Source organism: Sphingopyxis sp. BSNA05, from assembly GCF_013265645.1.
Taxonomy (GTDB): domain Bacteria; phylum Pseudomonadota; class Alphaproteobacteria; order Sphingomonadales; family Sphingomonadaceae; genus Parasphingorhabdus.
This window is the reverse complement of sequence record NZ_PYIA01000092.1, coordinates 77,916-91,729: the sequence shown is the minus strand read 5'-3', so window position 1 is coordinate 91,729 and position 13,814 is coordinate 77,916. Positions and strand designations below refer to the sequence as shown.

Here is a 13,814-nt window from a genome sequence, read left to right as displayed (position 1 = left end):
CGACGGCGGCGATTATGTCATCAACGGCCACAAGGCTGTTGTTATCGGCGCGCCCTGGGCGACCCATCTGGTCGTCACCGCGCGCACTTCGGGTGGCCAGACCGACAAGGACGGTGTCTCGGTATTCGTCGTCGACAAGGCGGCACAGGGTGTCAGCACCCGCGACTATGCGACGGTCGACGGCCGCCGCGCTTCGGAAGTCTATTTCGAGAATGTCAAGGTCTCCGGCGATGCCTGATCGGCGACGCGGACAATGGCCTGCCGTTGATCGAGAAGGTCGTCGACGAAGCGACCGCAGCGGTTTGCGCCGAAGCGGTGGGCGCGATGAAGGTCACCAACGAAACCACGGTCGACTATTCGCGCCAGCGCAAGCAGTTCGGCACGCCGATCGGATCCTTCCAGGTCTTGCAGCACCGCATGGCGGACATGCTGATGGAATATGAGCAGTCGGTTTCGATGTGCTATCTGGCGACGATCAAGCTCGACGAGGACGACGCGACGCGCAAGAAGAATGTGTCTGCGGCCAAGGTCCGTATCGGCCAGGCGGCGCGCTTCATCGGCCAGTCGGCGATCCAGACCCATGGCGGCATGGGCATGACCGACGAACTCGCGGTGGGCAGCTATTTCAAGCGCCTGTCGATCATTGAGAGCGAGTTTGGCAGCGTCGACCATCATATGCGGCGGCATATTGCGCTGACTGCGGGTTAGGCGGACAAACCCGTTCGTCCTGAGCCTGTTGAAGGATGAACGCGGCACAGAGCGGCCTCCTATGTGCTTCGACAAGTTCAGCACGAACGGCATCGCGGGTCGATATGATTTCTGACCCTATCATTTAAGGGGATAGAGCCACGCTGGTTCTGTCCCCTTTTTCACGCTAGATCATTGCCATCCGTTGGAGAGGATGTTGATGAGCAAGTTACCCGAGCAGACTTCCGGCGGCGTCTATCGATATTATGTGCTGATCATGCTGATGCTGACTTTCATGTTCAACATCACCGACCGGCTGGTGATGTCGATCCTGATCGAGGATATCAAGGCCGAGTTCCTGCTGAGCGATACGCAGATCGGGCTGCTCGCCGGTACCGCTTTCACGATATTCTATCTGTTGCTTGGCATTCCGGCCGGTCGGCTGGCGGATCGCACCAACCGCAGGACGATGGTCGCGATCGCTGTATCGCTGTGGAGCATCATGGCGGCCCTGTGCGGCGCGGCGACCGGTTTCTGGACGCTATTTCTCGCGCGGCTCGGCGTCGGGGTTGGCGAGGCCGGGGGCGCACCTCCGTCGGTTTCGATCATCACCGACTATTTCGCCCCGCACGAGCTGTCGCGTGCCATGGGTATCTTTACCGCAGGCGCTGTGCTCGGTCCGGTTCTCGGCTATTCGGCGGGCGGCTATCTGGCGTCCGAATATGGCTGGCGCTGGGCCTTCATCCTGCTCGGCCTGCCCGGCGTTCTGCTTGGTATCATACTCTATCTGACCGTCAAGGAACCGGTGCGCGGCCGCTATTTTCAAGCCGATGCGAACGCGGCGGGTGTGGCGAAGCAGGAGCCGTTCAGGACCGCGATGCTCTCGCTCTGGCGCAATTCGATTCTCGCCCGGGTGATCACGGCCAATGCCTTCGCCAATGTCCCGGCCTTCGCTTTTGCCATCTGGTTGGCGCCGATCCTGATGCGCAAATTTGAAATCACCCAGGGAGAAGCCGGTCTCTATCTCGGAGCGGTGCTGTTCATCGGCGGCGTGCCGGGTATGATATTTGGCGGGTTTTTGGCCGACCATCTGGCCAAGAGAACCCCGAAATGGCGTCCGTGGTATTGCGCGCTGGCGCTGGGACTGACTCTGCCCTTCTGGGCCTCCTGCCTGCTCGCCGACAGTCTGCAATGGACGCTCGGCCTTTATATTGTCGGCTATATCCTGCTCGTTTCGACCCAGGGGGCGGCCTATTCGATGATGCAGGCGGCGGTGAAGCCGACCGAGCGGGGCACGGCCTCGGCCTTCGGCAGCCTGCTGGCCAATCTGCTGGGCTATGCGATCGGACCGGCCCTGATCGGCGTGATGAGTGACGGCTGGGCCAGTCAATATGGCGCGATGTCGCTGAGCTACGCCGTCATGGTCACCGCAGTGGTCAGCCTGACGATTTCGGTCTGCCTCTTCTGGTGGACCAGCAAGGCGATGAGCGACACGCCCTCGGGCCTCGCGTTACAGCAATAGTCCCCCGTCCGCGATGATCGTCTGGCCGACGATATAACCGGCGAGCGGCGAGGCGAGGAACAGCACCAGCCCCGCCATATCGTCCGTATCACCGATGCGGCCGAGCGGGATGGACCGGATGGTGGCGTCCCGCCGCTTGGGATTGTCGGTGGTGACCTTGGTCATCTTTGTGGCGATCAGGCCCGGCGCGACACCATTGACGCGGATGCCGTCCGGCGCCCAGGCCTTGCCCAGAGTGCGGGTCAGTCCGGCAGCCCCAGCCTTGGACGCGTTGTAACCGGGATTGCCAACGGTAGCGTGAAAAGCTGCGGTCGAACTGATGATGATCAGCGAGCCTTTTGTTTCTTTCAGCAAATCATAAAATTGCCCGGCGCAGGTCATCAGGCTGTTGAGATTGACCTGCACGACCTTGGCGAAATTTTCCGGTTCAAATTCGGCGCGCTTGTACATCACCATGCCCTGCGAGCAGACCAATATGTCGAGCCTGGTGAATTTCTGGCGCAGGGCGATGATCGCGGCATCGTCCCCCGCATCCAGCTGGTGATAGATCAGCCCGGACAGATCGGATCCTTCGTCGGCATCATAGTCGGCTTCGCTGCCCCGCGTGCCGGTGACATGGACTTCGGCACCCTGGGCGCGAAAGGCCTGTGCGCTGGCATTGCCAATCCCGCTCGAGCCGCCAATTACGCAAACGGTCTGCCCGGTAAAATCGATGGACGTGTCTATCATTATCTTCTCCTATGCAATTGACTATTGGCCGACCATTTCGGGATCGTCTAGGGCTTGTTGAACAATCTATCCCGGAGCAGAGACATTATGGATATCCCCTTTTCGCTTGAAGGCCGCACCGCTCTGATCGCTGGTGCCTCATCGGGTTTCGGCGCGCGTTTCGCCAAGCTGTTTGCAGCGGCGGGTGCCAATGTTGTCCTGGGTGCCCGGCGGACCGACCGGACCGACGCGCTGGCGAAGGAAATTATTGATGCAGGCGGTCAGGCGCTGGCGGTTCCTCTGGATGTCACCGATGAGGCCTCGATCATCGCCGCTTATGATGCAGCCGAAGCGAAATTCGGCACAGTCGATTCGATTGTCGCCAATGCCGGTGTCGCCGCGACCGGGCGCTCCACCGAAGTGCCCGCCGACCGGCTGCAGATGCTGCTCGATACCAATTTCAAGGGCGTCTATCTGGTGGCGCGCGAAGGGGCCAAAAGGCTGATCGCCAGTGGTAGCCGGGAAAAGGAAAACGGCCGGATCGTGATCATCGGTTCGATCACCTCGCGGCTGACCGGCGAAGGCGACAGCGCTTATGCCGCCAGCAAGGCGGGCGTGACCCATCTCGGCCGCAATCTGGCGCGCGAATGGGTGCGGATGGGCGTGAATGTGAACACGATCCACCCCGGCTATATTCCGACCGAGATCCAGGGCGACTGGTATCAGACCGCAGGTGGCGAGGCACAAATCGCCGGTTTCCATCGCCGCCGCCTGCAGGATATCGAATCGCTCGACCCGATGATGCTCTATTTCTCCTCCGACGCTTCGCGGATGGTTACGGGTTCGGATATCATCATCGATGACGGTCAGTCGCTCTGACAAGAGGCATGACCGGTCCTAGCTAAACAAAGGGTGCCGGGCGCAAAATAATCCTGTCATAGCTGTCGGATGGCAGAGGACATTCGCCCCAACGAGGGCATCGAGATTATGGCAGACAATGCGTCTGCCTCGCGCCGGCGCGCCAATTACGCGCTCGCGATCCTGTTCATCGTGACGATGCTCAACTTTCTCGACCGTCAGGTCATCTCGATCGTGGCCGAGCCGATCAAGCGCGATCTCGGGCTTTCCGACACGCAGCTTGGCCTGATGACCGGCCTGTCCTTTGCGATCTTCTATACGACGCTGGCGATCCCGCTCGCCGCGCTTGCGGATCGCTGGAACCGCAGCCGGATCATCGCCATTGCCATTGCCATCTGGTCTTTGATGACTGTGCTCTGCGGGCTGGCGGGCAGTTTTGTGCAGCTGTTCCTGGCGCGTGTCGGCGTCGGCATCGGCGAAGCGGGATCGGCGCCGGCTTCGCACAGCCTGATCGCCGATCTGTTCCCGCCGGAACGCCGTGCCGGCGCGCTCGGCATCATGGGGGCAGCAGTCCCCGTCGGCGCGTTCATTGCCTATGCCGGCGGCGGTTATATCACCGAAATGTTCAGCTGGCGCGCCGCCTTTCTGCTGGCCGGCCTGCCGGGGATAATCATCGCGCTGGTGATCTGGTTTACCGTCCCCGATCCGCGCGGCAAGGTCAGCCTGGCCAAAGCCTTTCAGCCTGCGGCAGGTGAAATGACCTTGCGCGCCGCCCTGCTCGAACTGTCACGCAAACCGGCTTACTGGCATCTGGTCGCCGCCGGCGTGCTGGTTCAGTTCATTTCCTATGGCCTCGCCAGTTTCTACGGCGGTCTGTTCGTCCGGGTGCACGGCATGAACTATGGCGAGCTCGGCTGGAAACTGGGCGTGATGGTCGGTTTGACCGGCGGTTTCGGCGCCTGGTTCGGCGGCAAGACCGGCGATCTGATCGGCAAGCGCGATCCGGCGCTGCCCTTGCTGGCGAGCGGGCTGGTGCTGGCGCTCGCCGCGCCCGGCATGATTGCCGCCATCTATGCAGAAAACGCCAATGTCGCGATCGCCCTGCTCGGCATTCCGACCTTTGCCGCGACCTTCTATTTCGGCCCCAGCTTCGCCGCCGTCCAGACTCTGGCCAGCGACCGGACCCGGGCGATGGCGGTGGCCATCTATCTGATGATCGCGGGTTTGATAGGCCTCGGCATCGGCCCCGTTTTCGTCGGCGGCCTGTCCGACTATTTCGCCGGCGGCAACCGCGCTCTGGAGGCGAGCGCGCTGCAGCAGGCGCTGATGGTGCTGGCCCTGTTCAACCTCTGGGCGGGTTTCCACTATTGGCGCGTCTGGGTGTGGATGAAGCGTCAGCGCGCCTGAATCGTCACTTGCCGCCCGTCACATAGAGACACTGGCCGGTTACCCAGCTGGATGCTGGCGACGCCATATAGACCACGGCAGCGGCGATATCCTCTTCCCGGCCGAAACGGGCCAGCGGAATCTGGAACTGCTTGAGCAGAGCCGCGCGTTTCTCTTCCGAATTGATACCCATCGACTCGTCGAAATTTTCGGTCGGGATCGGGCCGGGTGCCACTGCGTTGACGCGAATTTTCGGCGCGAGTTCAAGCGACAGGCTTGCGGTTAGGCTGTTCACCGCCGCCTTGGCCGCGCCATAAGGGGCGTTCTTGACCTGCCCGCCGATCGCGGCGCGCGAGGAGATGTTGATAATTGCGCCGCCATTATCGCTCATATGGCTGGCAGCGGCGACGGCGCCCATCCACACGCTTTTCAGATTGAGCTCGATCTGCGCGTCCCAGCTGTCTTCCGGAGTGCGGGTGAGATAGCGGGGCGTGCCATCGGGCAGGCCGCCGGCATTGCTGACCCAGATCGTCAGCCGGCCCAGTTCCTCGACCGCGCGGTTCGCGAGATTTTCGAGAGCGGCGCGGCTGGTCACGTCGGTGGGGACCGCAATTGCACGGCGACCCATGGCGCGTATCTCTCCGGCGACCTTCTCCAGATCATCGGCAGAGCGCGCGGCGACCGCCACGTCGGCACCCGCTTCCGCCAGCCCGAGCGCAATCGCCCGCCCGATTCCCTTGCCAGCGCCGGTGACGACAGCGACTTCGCCGTCCAGTCTGAATTGGTCCAATATAGCCATCATATGATCTCCTTGTTCGTGCCGGTCACCGGTTGACCCGTCTGGCCGCCGCGCGGCCGGCGATATAGCCGAATGTCAGGGCCGGCCCCAAGGTGCCGCCCGCGCCGGCGTAAACGCTGCCGGTCGGCGCGCTGATCACATTACCGGCGCCAAACAGTCCGGCAATGGGCTCGCCGTCGACATCCATGATCTGTGCCTGCGCACTGGTTTTCGCGCCGCCGTTGGTGCCGAGTGCGCCCATTCTGATTTCCACTGCGTAATAAGGCGCCTTGGCTAGATCGCCCAGTGTCGCTCCCGCGCCTTCTCTGGATCGGTCACCGTAGAAGCGGTCATAGTCGGTCTTGCCGCGGCCGAAATCCTGGTCGTCCAGTTGCTCGGCCAGCTTGTTGAACCGGTTGACGGTAGCCGGGAGATTCTTTGCATCAACGCCGATTTGTGCCGCCAGCTCTTCGAGCGAATCGCTTGCGCCACCCAGTCCGGCAGCGGCGTGCCGGGCATGAAGGAGGACAGCGGATAGCGCTCCCGATATTGCGAATCGAAGATCAGATAGGCGGGCAGATTGGGATAGGCATAGGTCGCCGGATCAAAGGCATGAAAGGCCCCGGCCAGTGCCGAGTAATTTGCGGCTTCGTTGCAGAATCTCTTGCCCTCGCGGTTGACCATGATGCCGTGCGGCAGGGTCCGCTCGATCAGCACCGGCATATTGCGGGTCTCGCCGTTTTGCCATTGCGATTCGGGAATTGCGAGGGTCGGCACCCACCAGGCGCTGGTCATGTTGCCCAAGCCCGCGCCCGCTGTCATCGCCATTTTCAGGCCATCGCCTTCATTGGTCGGCGGCGAGGCCGGTGCTTCGAGCGGCCCGCGCAGAAAGGCGTGTTTTAGCGCATCATTCCACTCGAATCCGCCGGTGGCCAATATCACGCCGTTTCGTGCAGTGATGCTTTCCTGCTCGCTGCCGCGTTCGACAATCGCGCCGGTTACCCGACCTTCTTCCAAGCAAAGCCGGTAACCGCCACAACCGAGAATCGGTTCGATGCCGCGATCGAGACAGGCTTTCAGCAACCGTCCGACCAGCGCTTGTCCCCAGCCGCGCAGATCTCCTTCATCGCGCCGCTGCAATTCCTCCGGTTCGACCATGCCGCTGCCGCCGCCCAGCGGCGTTTCGCGCAGCATCATCCGCGGCGCCGGGCCATGATCGAACACGCGGTCTTTCCACGCGCCGAGCGAAGTGAAATCGAACAATTCATTGTCCAGCGACCGGCCGCCCGTTTTCGCACCGGGCCGGTCCTCGTAATAGTCCGGATAGTACGGCATCATGGTCAGATCGATTGCATCGATGCCGGTCAGGAAGGAAAGCATCGGTCCGGCTTCGGTGACGAAGGCCGAGAGCACTGCTTCGTCCATTTCGCCATGATTGAGGGAAAGGAAATAGGCGAGGGCATCGGCGCTGCTGTCTTTGATGCCTTGCGCCGCCATCTGGTCATGATCGGGCAGCCAGACCACGCCGCCGGAAATCGCGGCGGTGCCGCCGAGCCGGTCCTGCTTCTCGATCAGCCGGACCGAGGCACCGGCTTCGTGCGCCGTCAGCGCCGCGGTGAGGCCCGCTGCCCCCGCACCGATGATCAGAACATCTGTCTCGCTATCGACTATCGCACCTCTCCCGTAACCGGATTGGCGACCAGTCTAGGGGCTTGGATAAGGCGGGACAAACCGCACTTTGGATAGCCGGAACTTGCTAGGCGGCGACACGTCCCGGTTGCACCGGTGCCGGCAGACCGGTTTCTTCCAGACAATTGGCGCGCAAGGTTTCGATATCCGGTCCGAAGTTAAACGGACTGTCGCTCTCGACAATATTCGCCGCCATTTCCGCGCGCAGGCTTTCCGTTGCCGGGCCATCGACGCGGCCGTCTTCGGCGATCACCACACCATAGTCGCGCGCGCCTTCCACGGTAACCAGTCCCTGGCGGATTTCCAGCGCCACCAGTTCTGGATCGCGCTCCAGCGGGTTGCCCCAGCCGCCACCACCCCAGGTGATGAAATGCAGCAGATCGCCCTCGCACACCTCGACGCCGTCCTGCTTGTTGCCGACCACTTCTTTCGTGCCATCGGCGCGCTCGAGTATCTTGGTGGCGCGGTCACCCGGCTGGCCGCCGTTGACGCCCCAGGGATAGGTGAACCAGCGGTCGTCGTGGATCGCCACCGTGCCGGGTTCGAGGAAACGGTAGGTCATGTGGATGCCATTGCCGCCGCGGAAGCTGCCCGCGCCGCCGCTATCCGGTTTGGCCTCATAGCGTTCAATTCGCAGCGGGAAATATTTCTCGAGAAATTCGTTCGGCACATTGGTGAAGCCGGGCCACAAAGAATGACCATCCGGACCGTCGCCAAAGGGCCGACCGGGAATGCCGCCAAAGCCGATCTGGAACAGCTGGAACCATTCGCCGCCCTTGTCGAAACCGGAATACATCAGATGCGGGCTGGAGGAGAATCCCGCGCCGTTGAGGAATTCCGGCTGGCGCTGGCCGAGCAGGCCGCCCAATATGTCGAAAATCCGGCCCAGCGCATGGGTGCGTCCGGCCAGCGCCGCGGGATATTTCGGCTTGAGCAGCGATCCTTCCGGAATCCGTACGTCGACCAGATCGTAAAAGCCGTCGTTGAACAGGATCTGCGGATCGAAGACCATGATCATATAGATGCCGAAGAACATCTTGAACATATTCTCGTTGAGGAAAAAGTTGATCGAGCTTGGCGCCTGCGGGTCGGTGCCTTCAAAGTCGAGAATGACCTTGCCGCCCTCGCGCCACATCTTGCAGCTGATCTTGTAGGGGCCAAAGCCGACGCCGTCGTCGCAGATGAAATCGGTGAAGCTGACCGGTTCCTCGCCGATGCTGGTCTCGATCAGATGTTTCATCGCGCGATGGTTGCGCGCCAGCAGCAGATCGGTGGCGCTGGCAAATTCGTCCTCGCCAAAGCGTTCGCACATTTCGTCGACCCGGCGGGCGGCAACACGGCAGGAGGCGATCAGTGCGTTGAGATCGGCGGCGCACCAGTCCGGCTTGCGGCTCTGGTGCAGGACGACCTTGACCATCTCTTCGTTATAGACGCCCTTCTGGTAGATTTTGACCGGCGGAATGCGGACGCCTTCCTCGAACACGCTCTTGCTGTCGATCGGGATCGAACCGGCCACCTTGCCGCCAATATCGGACTGGTGACCGAACATGGCGGTCCATGCAACCAGCCTGCCACCGCGATAGACCGGCAGCAAAACCAGCCAGTCATTATTGTGGCTGACGGCGCCGTCGCAGCTATACGGATCGCTGAGGAAAATCATGTCGCCCTCCTCGATCGTGCCGGGATAGGAACGCAGGAAGCCGTCGATGAAGCTGCCGAACTGACCGACCACCATCTTGCCGGCGCGGTCTGCGATCAGCGGAAAGGCATCGCCTTGTTCGCGAATGCCGGGCGACATGGCGGTGCGCACCAAAGTGGCGTCCATCTCGATCCGGGCGTTGCGCAGGGCGTTTTCCATGATGTCGAGGGTGACCGGGTCGACCTCGACCTTGTTGAACGGAGCCTTGTTGGTTTCGATAATCTGTGCGGGCATATCAGGCTCCTTCCACCAGGTTGATGATCAGATTGCCATGGGCGTCGACCAAAGCTTCGCAGCCGCTGTGGACGAGCGTGGTGCTGTCCATTTCGGTGACAATCGCAGGACCGGCGACGCGATTGCCGGCCTTGAGCAGCGCGCGGTCATAAATTGCGGCGTCCTGCATCCTGCCGTCCATGTAGAGCTGGTGATCGCGGGTCTTGGCGCCCGATGGATCCGCATCGCCCTTTTCGATTGCCGGTGGCGCGACATCGGCGGACTTGCCGAGCGCAACGGCGCGGACATTGACGATCTCGTGCGGCGTCTCGTCCAGATTGAAGGTGAATAATCGCTCATGCTCGGTATCGAAGCGGGCGATCAGGCTGGCAATCGAAAGGCCTTCGGGTTCCACCGACAGCGGGATTTCGAAAGCCTGACCGGCATAGCGGATATCGATCTCGTAGAGCAGCTCGATATCATCGGGCGCGACATCCTCGGCTTCCAGCTCCTGCTTTACCTGCGCGCCGAGACTATCGAGATAGGCGGTGAGCTCGTCATCGGTCGTGTTCTGAACCATTTTGTTGAAGCTGCGCTGGGTTTCGACGCGTTGCCGCGTTGTTGCATCGCCATAGGCGCAGAGTACGCCCGGCGAAGGCGGGATGATCACCGGCCAGCTGTTCATCAGCTTGCCCATCGCATTGGCGTGCAGCGGTCCGGCACCGCCAAAGCCCATCAGGGCAAAGTCGCGCGGGTCATAGCCCTGCTGCACGGAGACCAGCCGCAGCGCACCGAACATATTCTCGTTCACGATATCGATGATGCCGGCGGCGGCATCCATCAGGTCGATACCCAGCGCGTCGGCGATCGTCTGGACCGATTTCTTCGCGCCCTCGCGATCGAGGGTAAAGCTGCCGCCCAGCAGCGATTCCGGCAAATAGCCGAGCACGACATTGGCATCGGTCACCGTCGGCAATTCGCCGCCTTTGCCATAAGCCACCGGCCCGGGCACCGCGCCGGCGCTTTCCGGGCCGACCCGCAGCGCCTTGGTCAGTTCGGGCACAAAGGCGATCGAGCCACCGCCGGCACCGACGGTTTGACGTCGATCGACGACGCGCGGACATTGAGGTCCCCGACCGAGGTTTCCCGCTGCAGCCGGGCCTCGCCATTTTCGATCAGCGCCACATCGGTGGAGGTGCCGCCCATGTCGAGCGTGAGAATATTTTTCACGCCCGCGCTTTTTGCCACCCAGACCGCACCGGCGACACCGCCGGCCGGTCCCGACATCAGCAGGTTGACCGGAGCCTCGGCGCTTTTCTCGGCGGACATCAGTCCGCCGTCGGAGCGCAGCAGATTGAGCTTCGCCTTGGTGCCCCAGGCCTTCAGTTCCCGTTCCAGATTGCCGACATAGCGGGCGACGGCCGGGCGCACCGCGCTATTGGCGATGGTGGTGAGGGCGCGTTCATATTCCTGCATTTCCGGCAGGATGTCGGAGGAGATCGAAATCGGGATGTCGGGGAAGACCTCGGCGCAAATGGCGGCGACGGCCTTTTCGTGACGACCGTCGACATAGCTGTTCATCAGACAGACGGTCAGCGCCTCGATGTCTTCCGATGCCTTGAGCTTTTCCAGCCGGGCGCGCATTTCCGCTTCGTCCAGTTCGCGGACGGTATTGCCTTCGGCATCCATCCGTTCCGGCGCTTCGATGGTCCGTTCGAGAGCCGCCATCGGCTCCGGCTTGGGCCAGATGATCCACGCCGCCAGACCGCCGGGCACAAGGCTGCGCGCGATCTGCATCAGATGGCGATAGCCGTCGGTCACAACCAGACCGACCTTGGCGATTTTCTTTTCCAGCACCGCATTGGTGGCGACGGTCGTGCCGTGCAGGAACAGGTCGATATCGACAGGGAGAATATTCTGGCGTTCGCAAAGGCCGCGCGCGCCGTTGATGACCGCCTGGGAGGGATCGCTCGGGGTCGACGGGACCTTGTCCCGGAACGTCTGGCCGGTGGCCTCGTCAATCAGCAGAAGGTCGGTAAAAGTTCCGCCGACGTCGACACCCAATCGATACCCCATATTTCAATCTCTCTCTTGTATAGTGTGCATTCAGGCTTCGGCTCTCGCAACCAGAGACGGCAGCGGCCGGCCGAGAATCGGTTCGAACCACTGGTTGGTGGCAATCGCCTTGCGGAGATCGAGATCATGGCCGACGCCGGAGCGGTCGAGCAGGTTGATCAGATCTTCGGTCGCGATATTGCCCGTGGCATTGGGCGCGAACGGGCAGCCGCCCAGTCCGCCAAGGCTGGAATCCAGTGTCTCCACGCCTGCCTGCACGGCGGCCCAGGCATTGGCGATGCCGGTGTTGCGCGTGTCGTGGAAATGGGCGCGCATGCCGATATGGTCGGGAAGCAATTCCCTGAGCCGTCCGAACAGGTCGGTGACTTGGGCGGGCACGCCAACTCCGATTGTGTCGGCCAGCGCGATTTCCATCGGGTCTTCGGCAGCCATTTCCTCGGCGATATGGAGAACCGTCTCGGGGTCGACCGCGCCCTCGAACGGACAGCCAAAGGCGGCCGAGATGGTGACTTGCGCCTTCAGCCCCTCGGCCTTGGCAAAGCGGATCATCTCGCGATTTTCCTTTATGCCCTGCTCTATCGTCTGGCCCTGGTTCTTCTGCCCGAAAGTATCGCTGGCCACGACCACGCAGCCGGCTTCGTCGATCCCGCGCTTGTTTCCCTCGCGCGTTGCCAGGCCGCGGAGGACTCCACGCTTGTTCAGGCACAGGCCGATATAGGACACATCGTCGCGGTCGGGCAGGCCGGCGATCACCGCTTCGGCATCGGCCATTTGCGGAACGCGACCGGGATGGACAAAGCTGGCCACTTCCATGCGCTTTGCGCCGGCGTCCAGCATGCGGGTGATCAGGCCCAATTTGTCCGCCGTCGAAATGATCTCGGCTTCATTCTGCAACCCGTCTCGCGGGCCGACTTCCAATATGGTGATCGCGGTGCGGTTAATTCTGTCCATTTAAATTGTATACAATCCTGTTCGCGCTTTGTATAGAAGAAAGGATGATGCGGGAGTATTTTTCATGACGCAAGGGGCGTTGACAGGATTACGGCTGATCGAAATGGGGCAGCTGATTGCAGGGCCATATTGCGGCCAGTTGATGGGCGATCATGGCGCGGAGGTCATCAAGATCGAACCGCCCAAGGTCGGCGACGCGATGCGCAGCTGGGGCCAGGGCATTCCGCTCTGGTTCTCCGTTGTCGGGCGCAACAAAAGTCGATAACCCTCAATCTGCGCGAGAAAGAGGGCCAGGAGATCGTCAAGAAACTGGTCGAGAAATCGGACTTTCTGCTCGAGAATTTCCGCGCCGGCACCATGGAGAAATGGGGTCTCGATTATGATACGCTCAGCGCGATCAACAAAGGTCTGATCATGATCCGCGTGTCCGGCTATGGCCAGACCGGGCCCTATTCGCACCGCGCCGGCTATGGCGGAATCGGCGAGGCGATGGGCGGCATGCGCTATATCATGGGCGAGCCCGACCGGCCGCCGAGCCGCGCAGGGCTATCCATCGGCGATTCGCTGGCCGCGACCTATGCCTGTCTCGGCGCGCTGATGGCGCTGCAGCATCGCCACAAGACCGGCGAGGGACAAGTGGTCGACTCGGCGATTTACGAAGCGGTGCTGGCCAATATGGAATCGACCGTGGCGGAATATACGGTCGCCGGTCATATCCGCGAACGGACCGGATCGATTCTGCCGAAAATCGCACCTTCGAATGTCTATCCGACCAGCGACGGCAGCATATTGATCGGCGGCAACCAGGACAGCGTGTGGAAGCGGATGGCGGCGATGATGGGCCGGCCGGAGCTTGGCGAGGATCCCCGCTATGCAACGCATGTGGCGCGCGGCGAGAACCAGACCGAGCTCGACGAGCTGATCATGCAATGGACCAGAACGATCACGAGCAAGGATCTGCTGGACATGTGCGAGGAACATGGCGTGCCCGCAGGCAATGTCTATCGCGCGCCGGAAATGCTGGAGGATCCGCATTTCAAGGCGCGGGAAGCGCTGGTCAAGGTCGATCATCCGCAGCACGAGAATTTTGTGATGCAGAATGTCGCGCCAAAATTGTCCAAGACGCCGGGCCATATCGACAGCGTCGGTCCGGAACTCGGCGCGCATAACGAAATCATCTATGGCGAACTGCTCGGGATGGACAGTGCGAAAATGGCCGATCTGCAGGAGCGCGGTATTATCTGAGG

Annotated in this window: 11 protein-coding genes and 3 pseudogenes; 6 read left to right on the top strand and 8 right to left on the bottom strand. The window is 61.8% G+C overall.

The features are described from left to right. From C8024_RS21560 to C8024_RS10605, 3 genes are all read left to right on the top strand, one after another. Positions 1–238: acyl-CoA dehydrogenase family protein (locus C8024_RS21560; RefSeq protein WP_254305794.1), on the top strand; the 238-nt coding region annotated here is incomplete at its 5' end. Positions 239–264: 26 nt separating this feature from the next. Continuing rightward, positions 265–708 (top strand): acyl-CoA dehydrogenase, encoded by a 444-nt coding sequence (locus C8024_RS21555; RefSeq protein ID WP_254305793.1) that lies wholly within the window; start codon positions 265–267, stop codon positions 706–708. 199 nt (positions 709–907) lie between these two features. Further along, positions 908–2,209: an MFS transporter gene (locus tag C8024_RS10605; protein WP_173204881.1), complete on the top strand. Its 1,302-nt coding sequence runs from the start codon at positions 908–910 to the stop codon at positions 2,207–2,209. On the opposite strand, the gene C8024_RS10600 is transcribed toward C8024_RS10605, so the two are convergent. Then, complete coding sequence (locus tag C8024_RS10600) at positions 2,198–2,935, bottom strand: SDR family NAD(P)-dependent oxidoreductase (protein WP_367947278.1); 738 nt, start codon at positions 2,933–2,935, stop codon at positions 2,198–2,200. The genes C8024_RS10605 and C8024_RS10600 overlap by 12 nt on opposite strands. A 90-nt stretch (positions 2,936–3,025) precedes the next feature. Here C8024_RS10600 and C8024_RS10595 point away from each other — a divergent pair, with 90 nt between their 5' ends. Together C8024_RS10595 and C8024_RS10590 are read left to right on the top strand one after the other, a co-directional pair. Further along, positions 3,026–3,796 (top strand): SDR family NAD(P)-dependent oxidoreductase, encoded by a 771-nt coding sequence (locus C8024_RS10595; RefSeq protein WP_173204875.1) that lies wholly within the window; start codon positions 3,026–3,028, stop codon positions 3,794–3,796. A 69-nt stretch (positions 3,797–3,865) separates the two neighbouring features. Beyond that, positions 3,866–5,182: an MFS transporter gene (locus C8024_RS10590; RefSeq protein ID WP_173204872.1), complete on the top strand. Its 1,317-nt coding sequence runs from the start codon at positions 3,866–3,868 to the stop codon at positions 5,180–5,182. Between the two features lie 4 nt (positions 5,183–5,186). On the opposite strand, the gene C8024_RS10585 is transcribed toward C8024_RS10590, so the two are convergent. The 7 genes and pseudogenes from C8024_RS10585 to C8024_RS10560 all read right to left on the bottom strand — a co-directional run bounded on the left by C8024_RS10585 (position 5,187) and on the right by C8024_RS10560 (position 12,567). Continuing rightward, entirely contained in the window at positions 5,187–5,960 is a 774-nt protein-coding gene (locus C8024_RS10585) for an SDR family NAD(P)-dependent oxidoreductase (protein WP_173204892.1), read from the bottom strand. 25 nt (positions 5,961–5,985) lie between these two features. Then, positions 5,986–6,435, bottom strand: coding sequence for an FAD-binding protein (locus C8024_RS10580; protein ID WP_217272144.1), 450 nt, complete (start codon positions 6,433–6,435; stop codon positions 5,986–5,988). Between the two features lie 125 nt (positions 6,436–6,560). Beyond that, positions 6,561–7,586, bottom strand: a pseudogene (locus C8024_RS10575) (FAD-dependent oxidoreductase); the annotation flags it as partial. Between the two features lie 109 nt (positions 7,587–7,695). Then, positions 7,696–9,561, bottom strand: a complete 1,866-nt coding sequence (locus C8024_RS10570) for a hydantoinase B/oxoprolinase family protein (protein ID WP_173204869.1) — start codon at positions 9,559–9,561, stop codon at positions 7,696–7,698. 1 nt (position 9,562) lies between these two features. Beyond that, on the bottom strand, positions 9,563–10,120 hold the full coding sequence (locus C8024_RS23355; RefSeq protein ID WP_367947277.1) for a hypothetical protein: 558 nt from the start codon (positions 10,118–10,120) through the stop codon (positions 9,563–9,565). Positions 10,121–10,207: 87 nt separating this feature from the next. Continuing rightward, positions 10,208–11,616 (bottom strand): annotated as a pseudogene (locus C8024_RS10565) (hydantoinase/oxoprolinase family protein); the annotation flags it as partial. A 30-nt stretch (positions 11,617–11,646) separates the two neighbouring features. After that, positions 11,647–12,567, bottom strand: a complete 921-nt coding sequence (locus tag C8024_RS10560; protein ID WP_173204865.1) for a hydroxymethylglutaryl-CoA lyase — start codon at positions 12,565–12,567, stop codon at positions 11,647–11,649. 64 nt (positions 12,568–12,631) lie between these two features. On the opposite strand from C8024_RS10560, the pseudogene C8024_RS10555 reads away from it, so the two are divergent. Beyond that, a pseudogene (locus C8024_RS10555) lies at positions 12,632–13,812 on the top strand (CaiB/BaiF CoA transferase family protein). The last annotated feature ends 2 nt before the right edge of the window (positions 13,813–13,814 follow it).

Excerpts from the sequence above, each read along its gene's own strand:
- C8024_RS10605 (WP_173204881.1), top strand. The coding sequence starts at position 908 with ATGAGCAAGTTACCCGAGCAGACTTCCGGCGGCGTCTATCGATATTAT.
- C8024_RS10595 (WP_173204875.1), top strand. The coding sequence starts at position 3,026 with ATGGATATCCCCTTTTCGCTTGAAGGCCGCACCGCTCTGATCGCTGGT.
- C8024_RS10590 (WP_173204872.1), top strand. The coding sequence starts at position 3,866 with ATGGCAGAGGACATTCGCCCCAACGAGGGCATCGAGATTATGGCAGAC.
- C8024_RS10585 (WP_173204892.1), bottom strand. The coding sequence starts at position 5,960 with ATGGCTATATTGGACCAATTCAGACTGGACGGCGAAGTCGCTGTCGTC.
- C8024_RS10570 (WP_173204869.1), bottom strand. The coding sequence starts at position 9,561 with ATGCCCGCACAGATTATCGAAACCAACAAGGCTCCGTTCAACAAGGTC.
- C8024_RS23355 (WP_367947277.1), bottom strand. The coding sequence starts at position 10,120 with ATGGTTCAGAACACGACCGATGACGAGCTCACCGCCTATCTCGATAGT.
- C8024_RS10560 (WP_173204865.1), bottom strand. The coding sequence starts at position 12,567 with ATGGACAGAATTAACCGCACCGCGATCACCATATTGGAAGTCGGCCCG.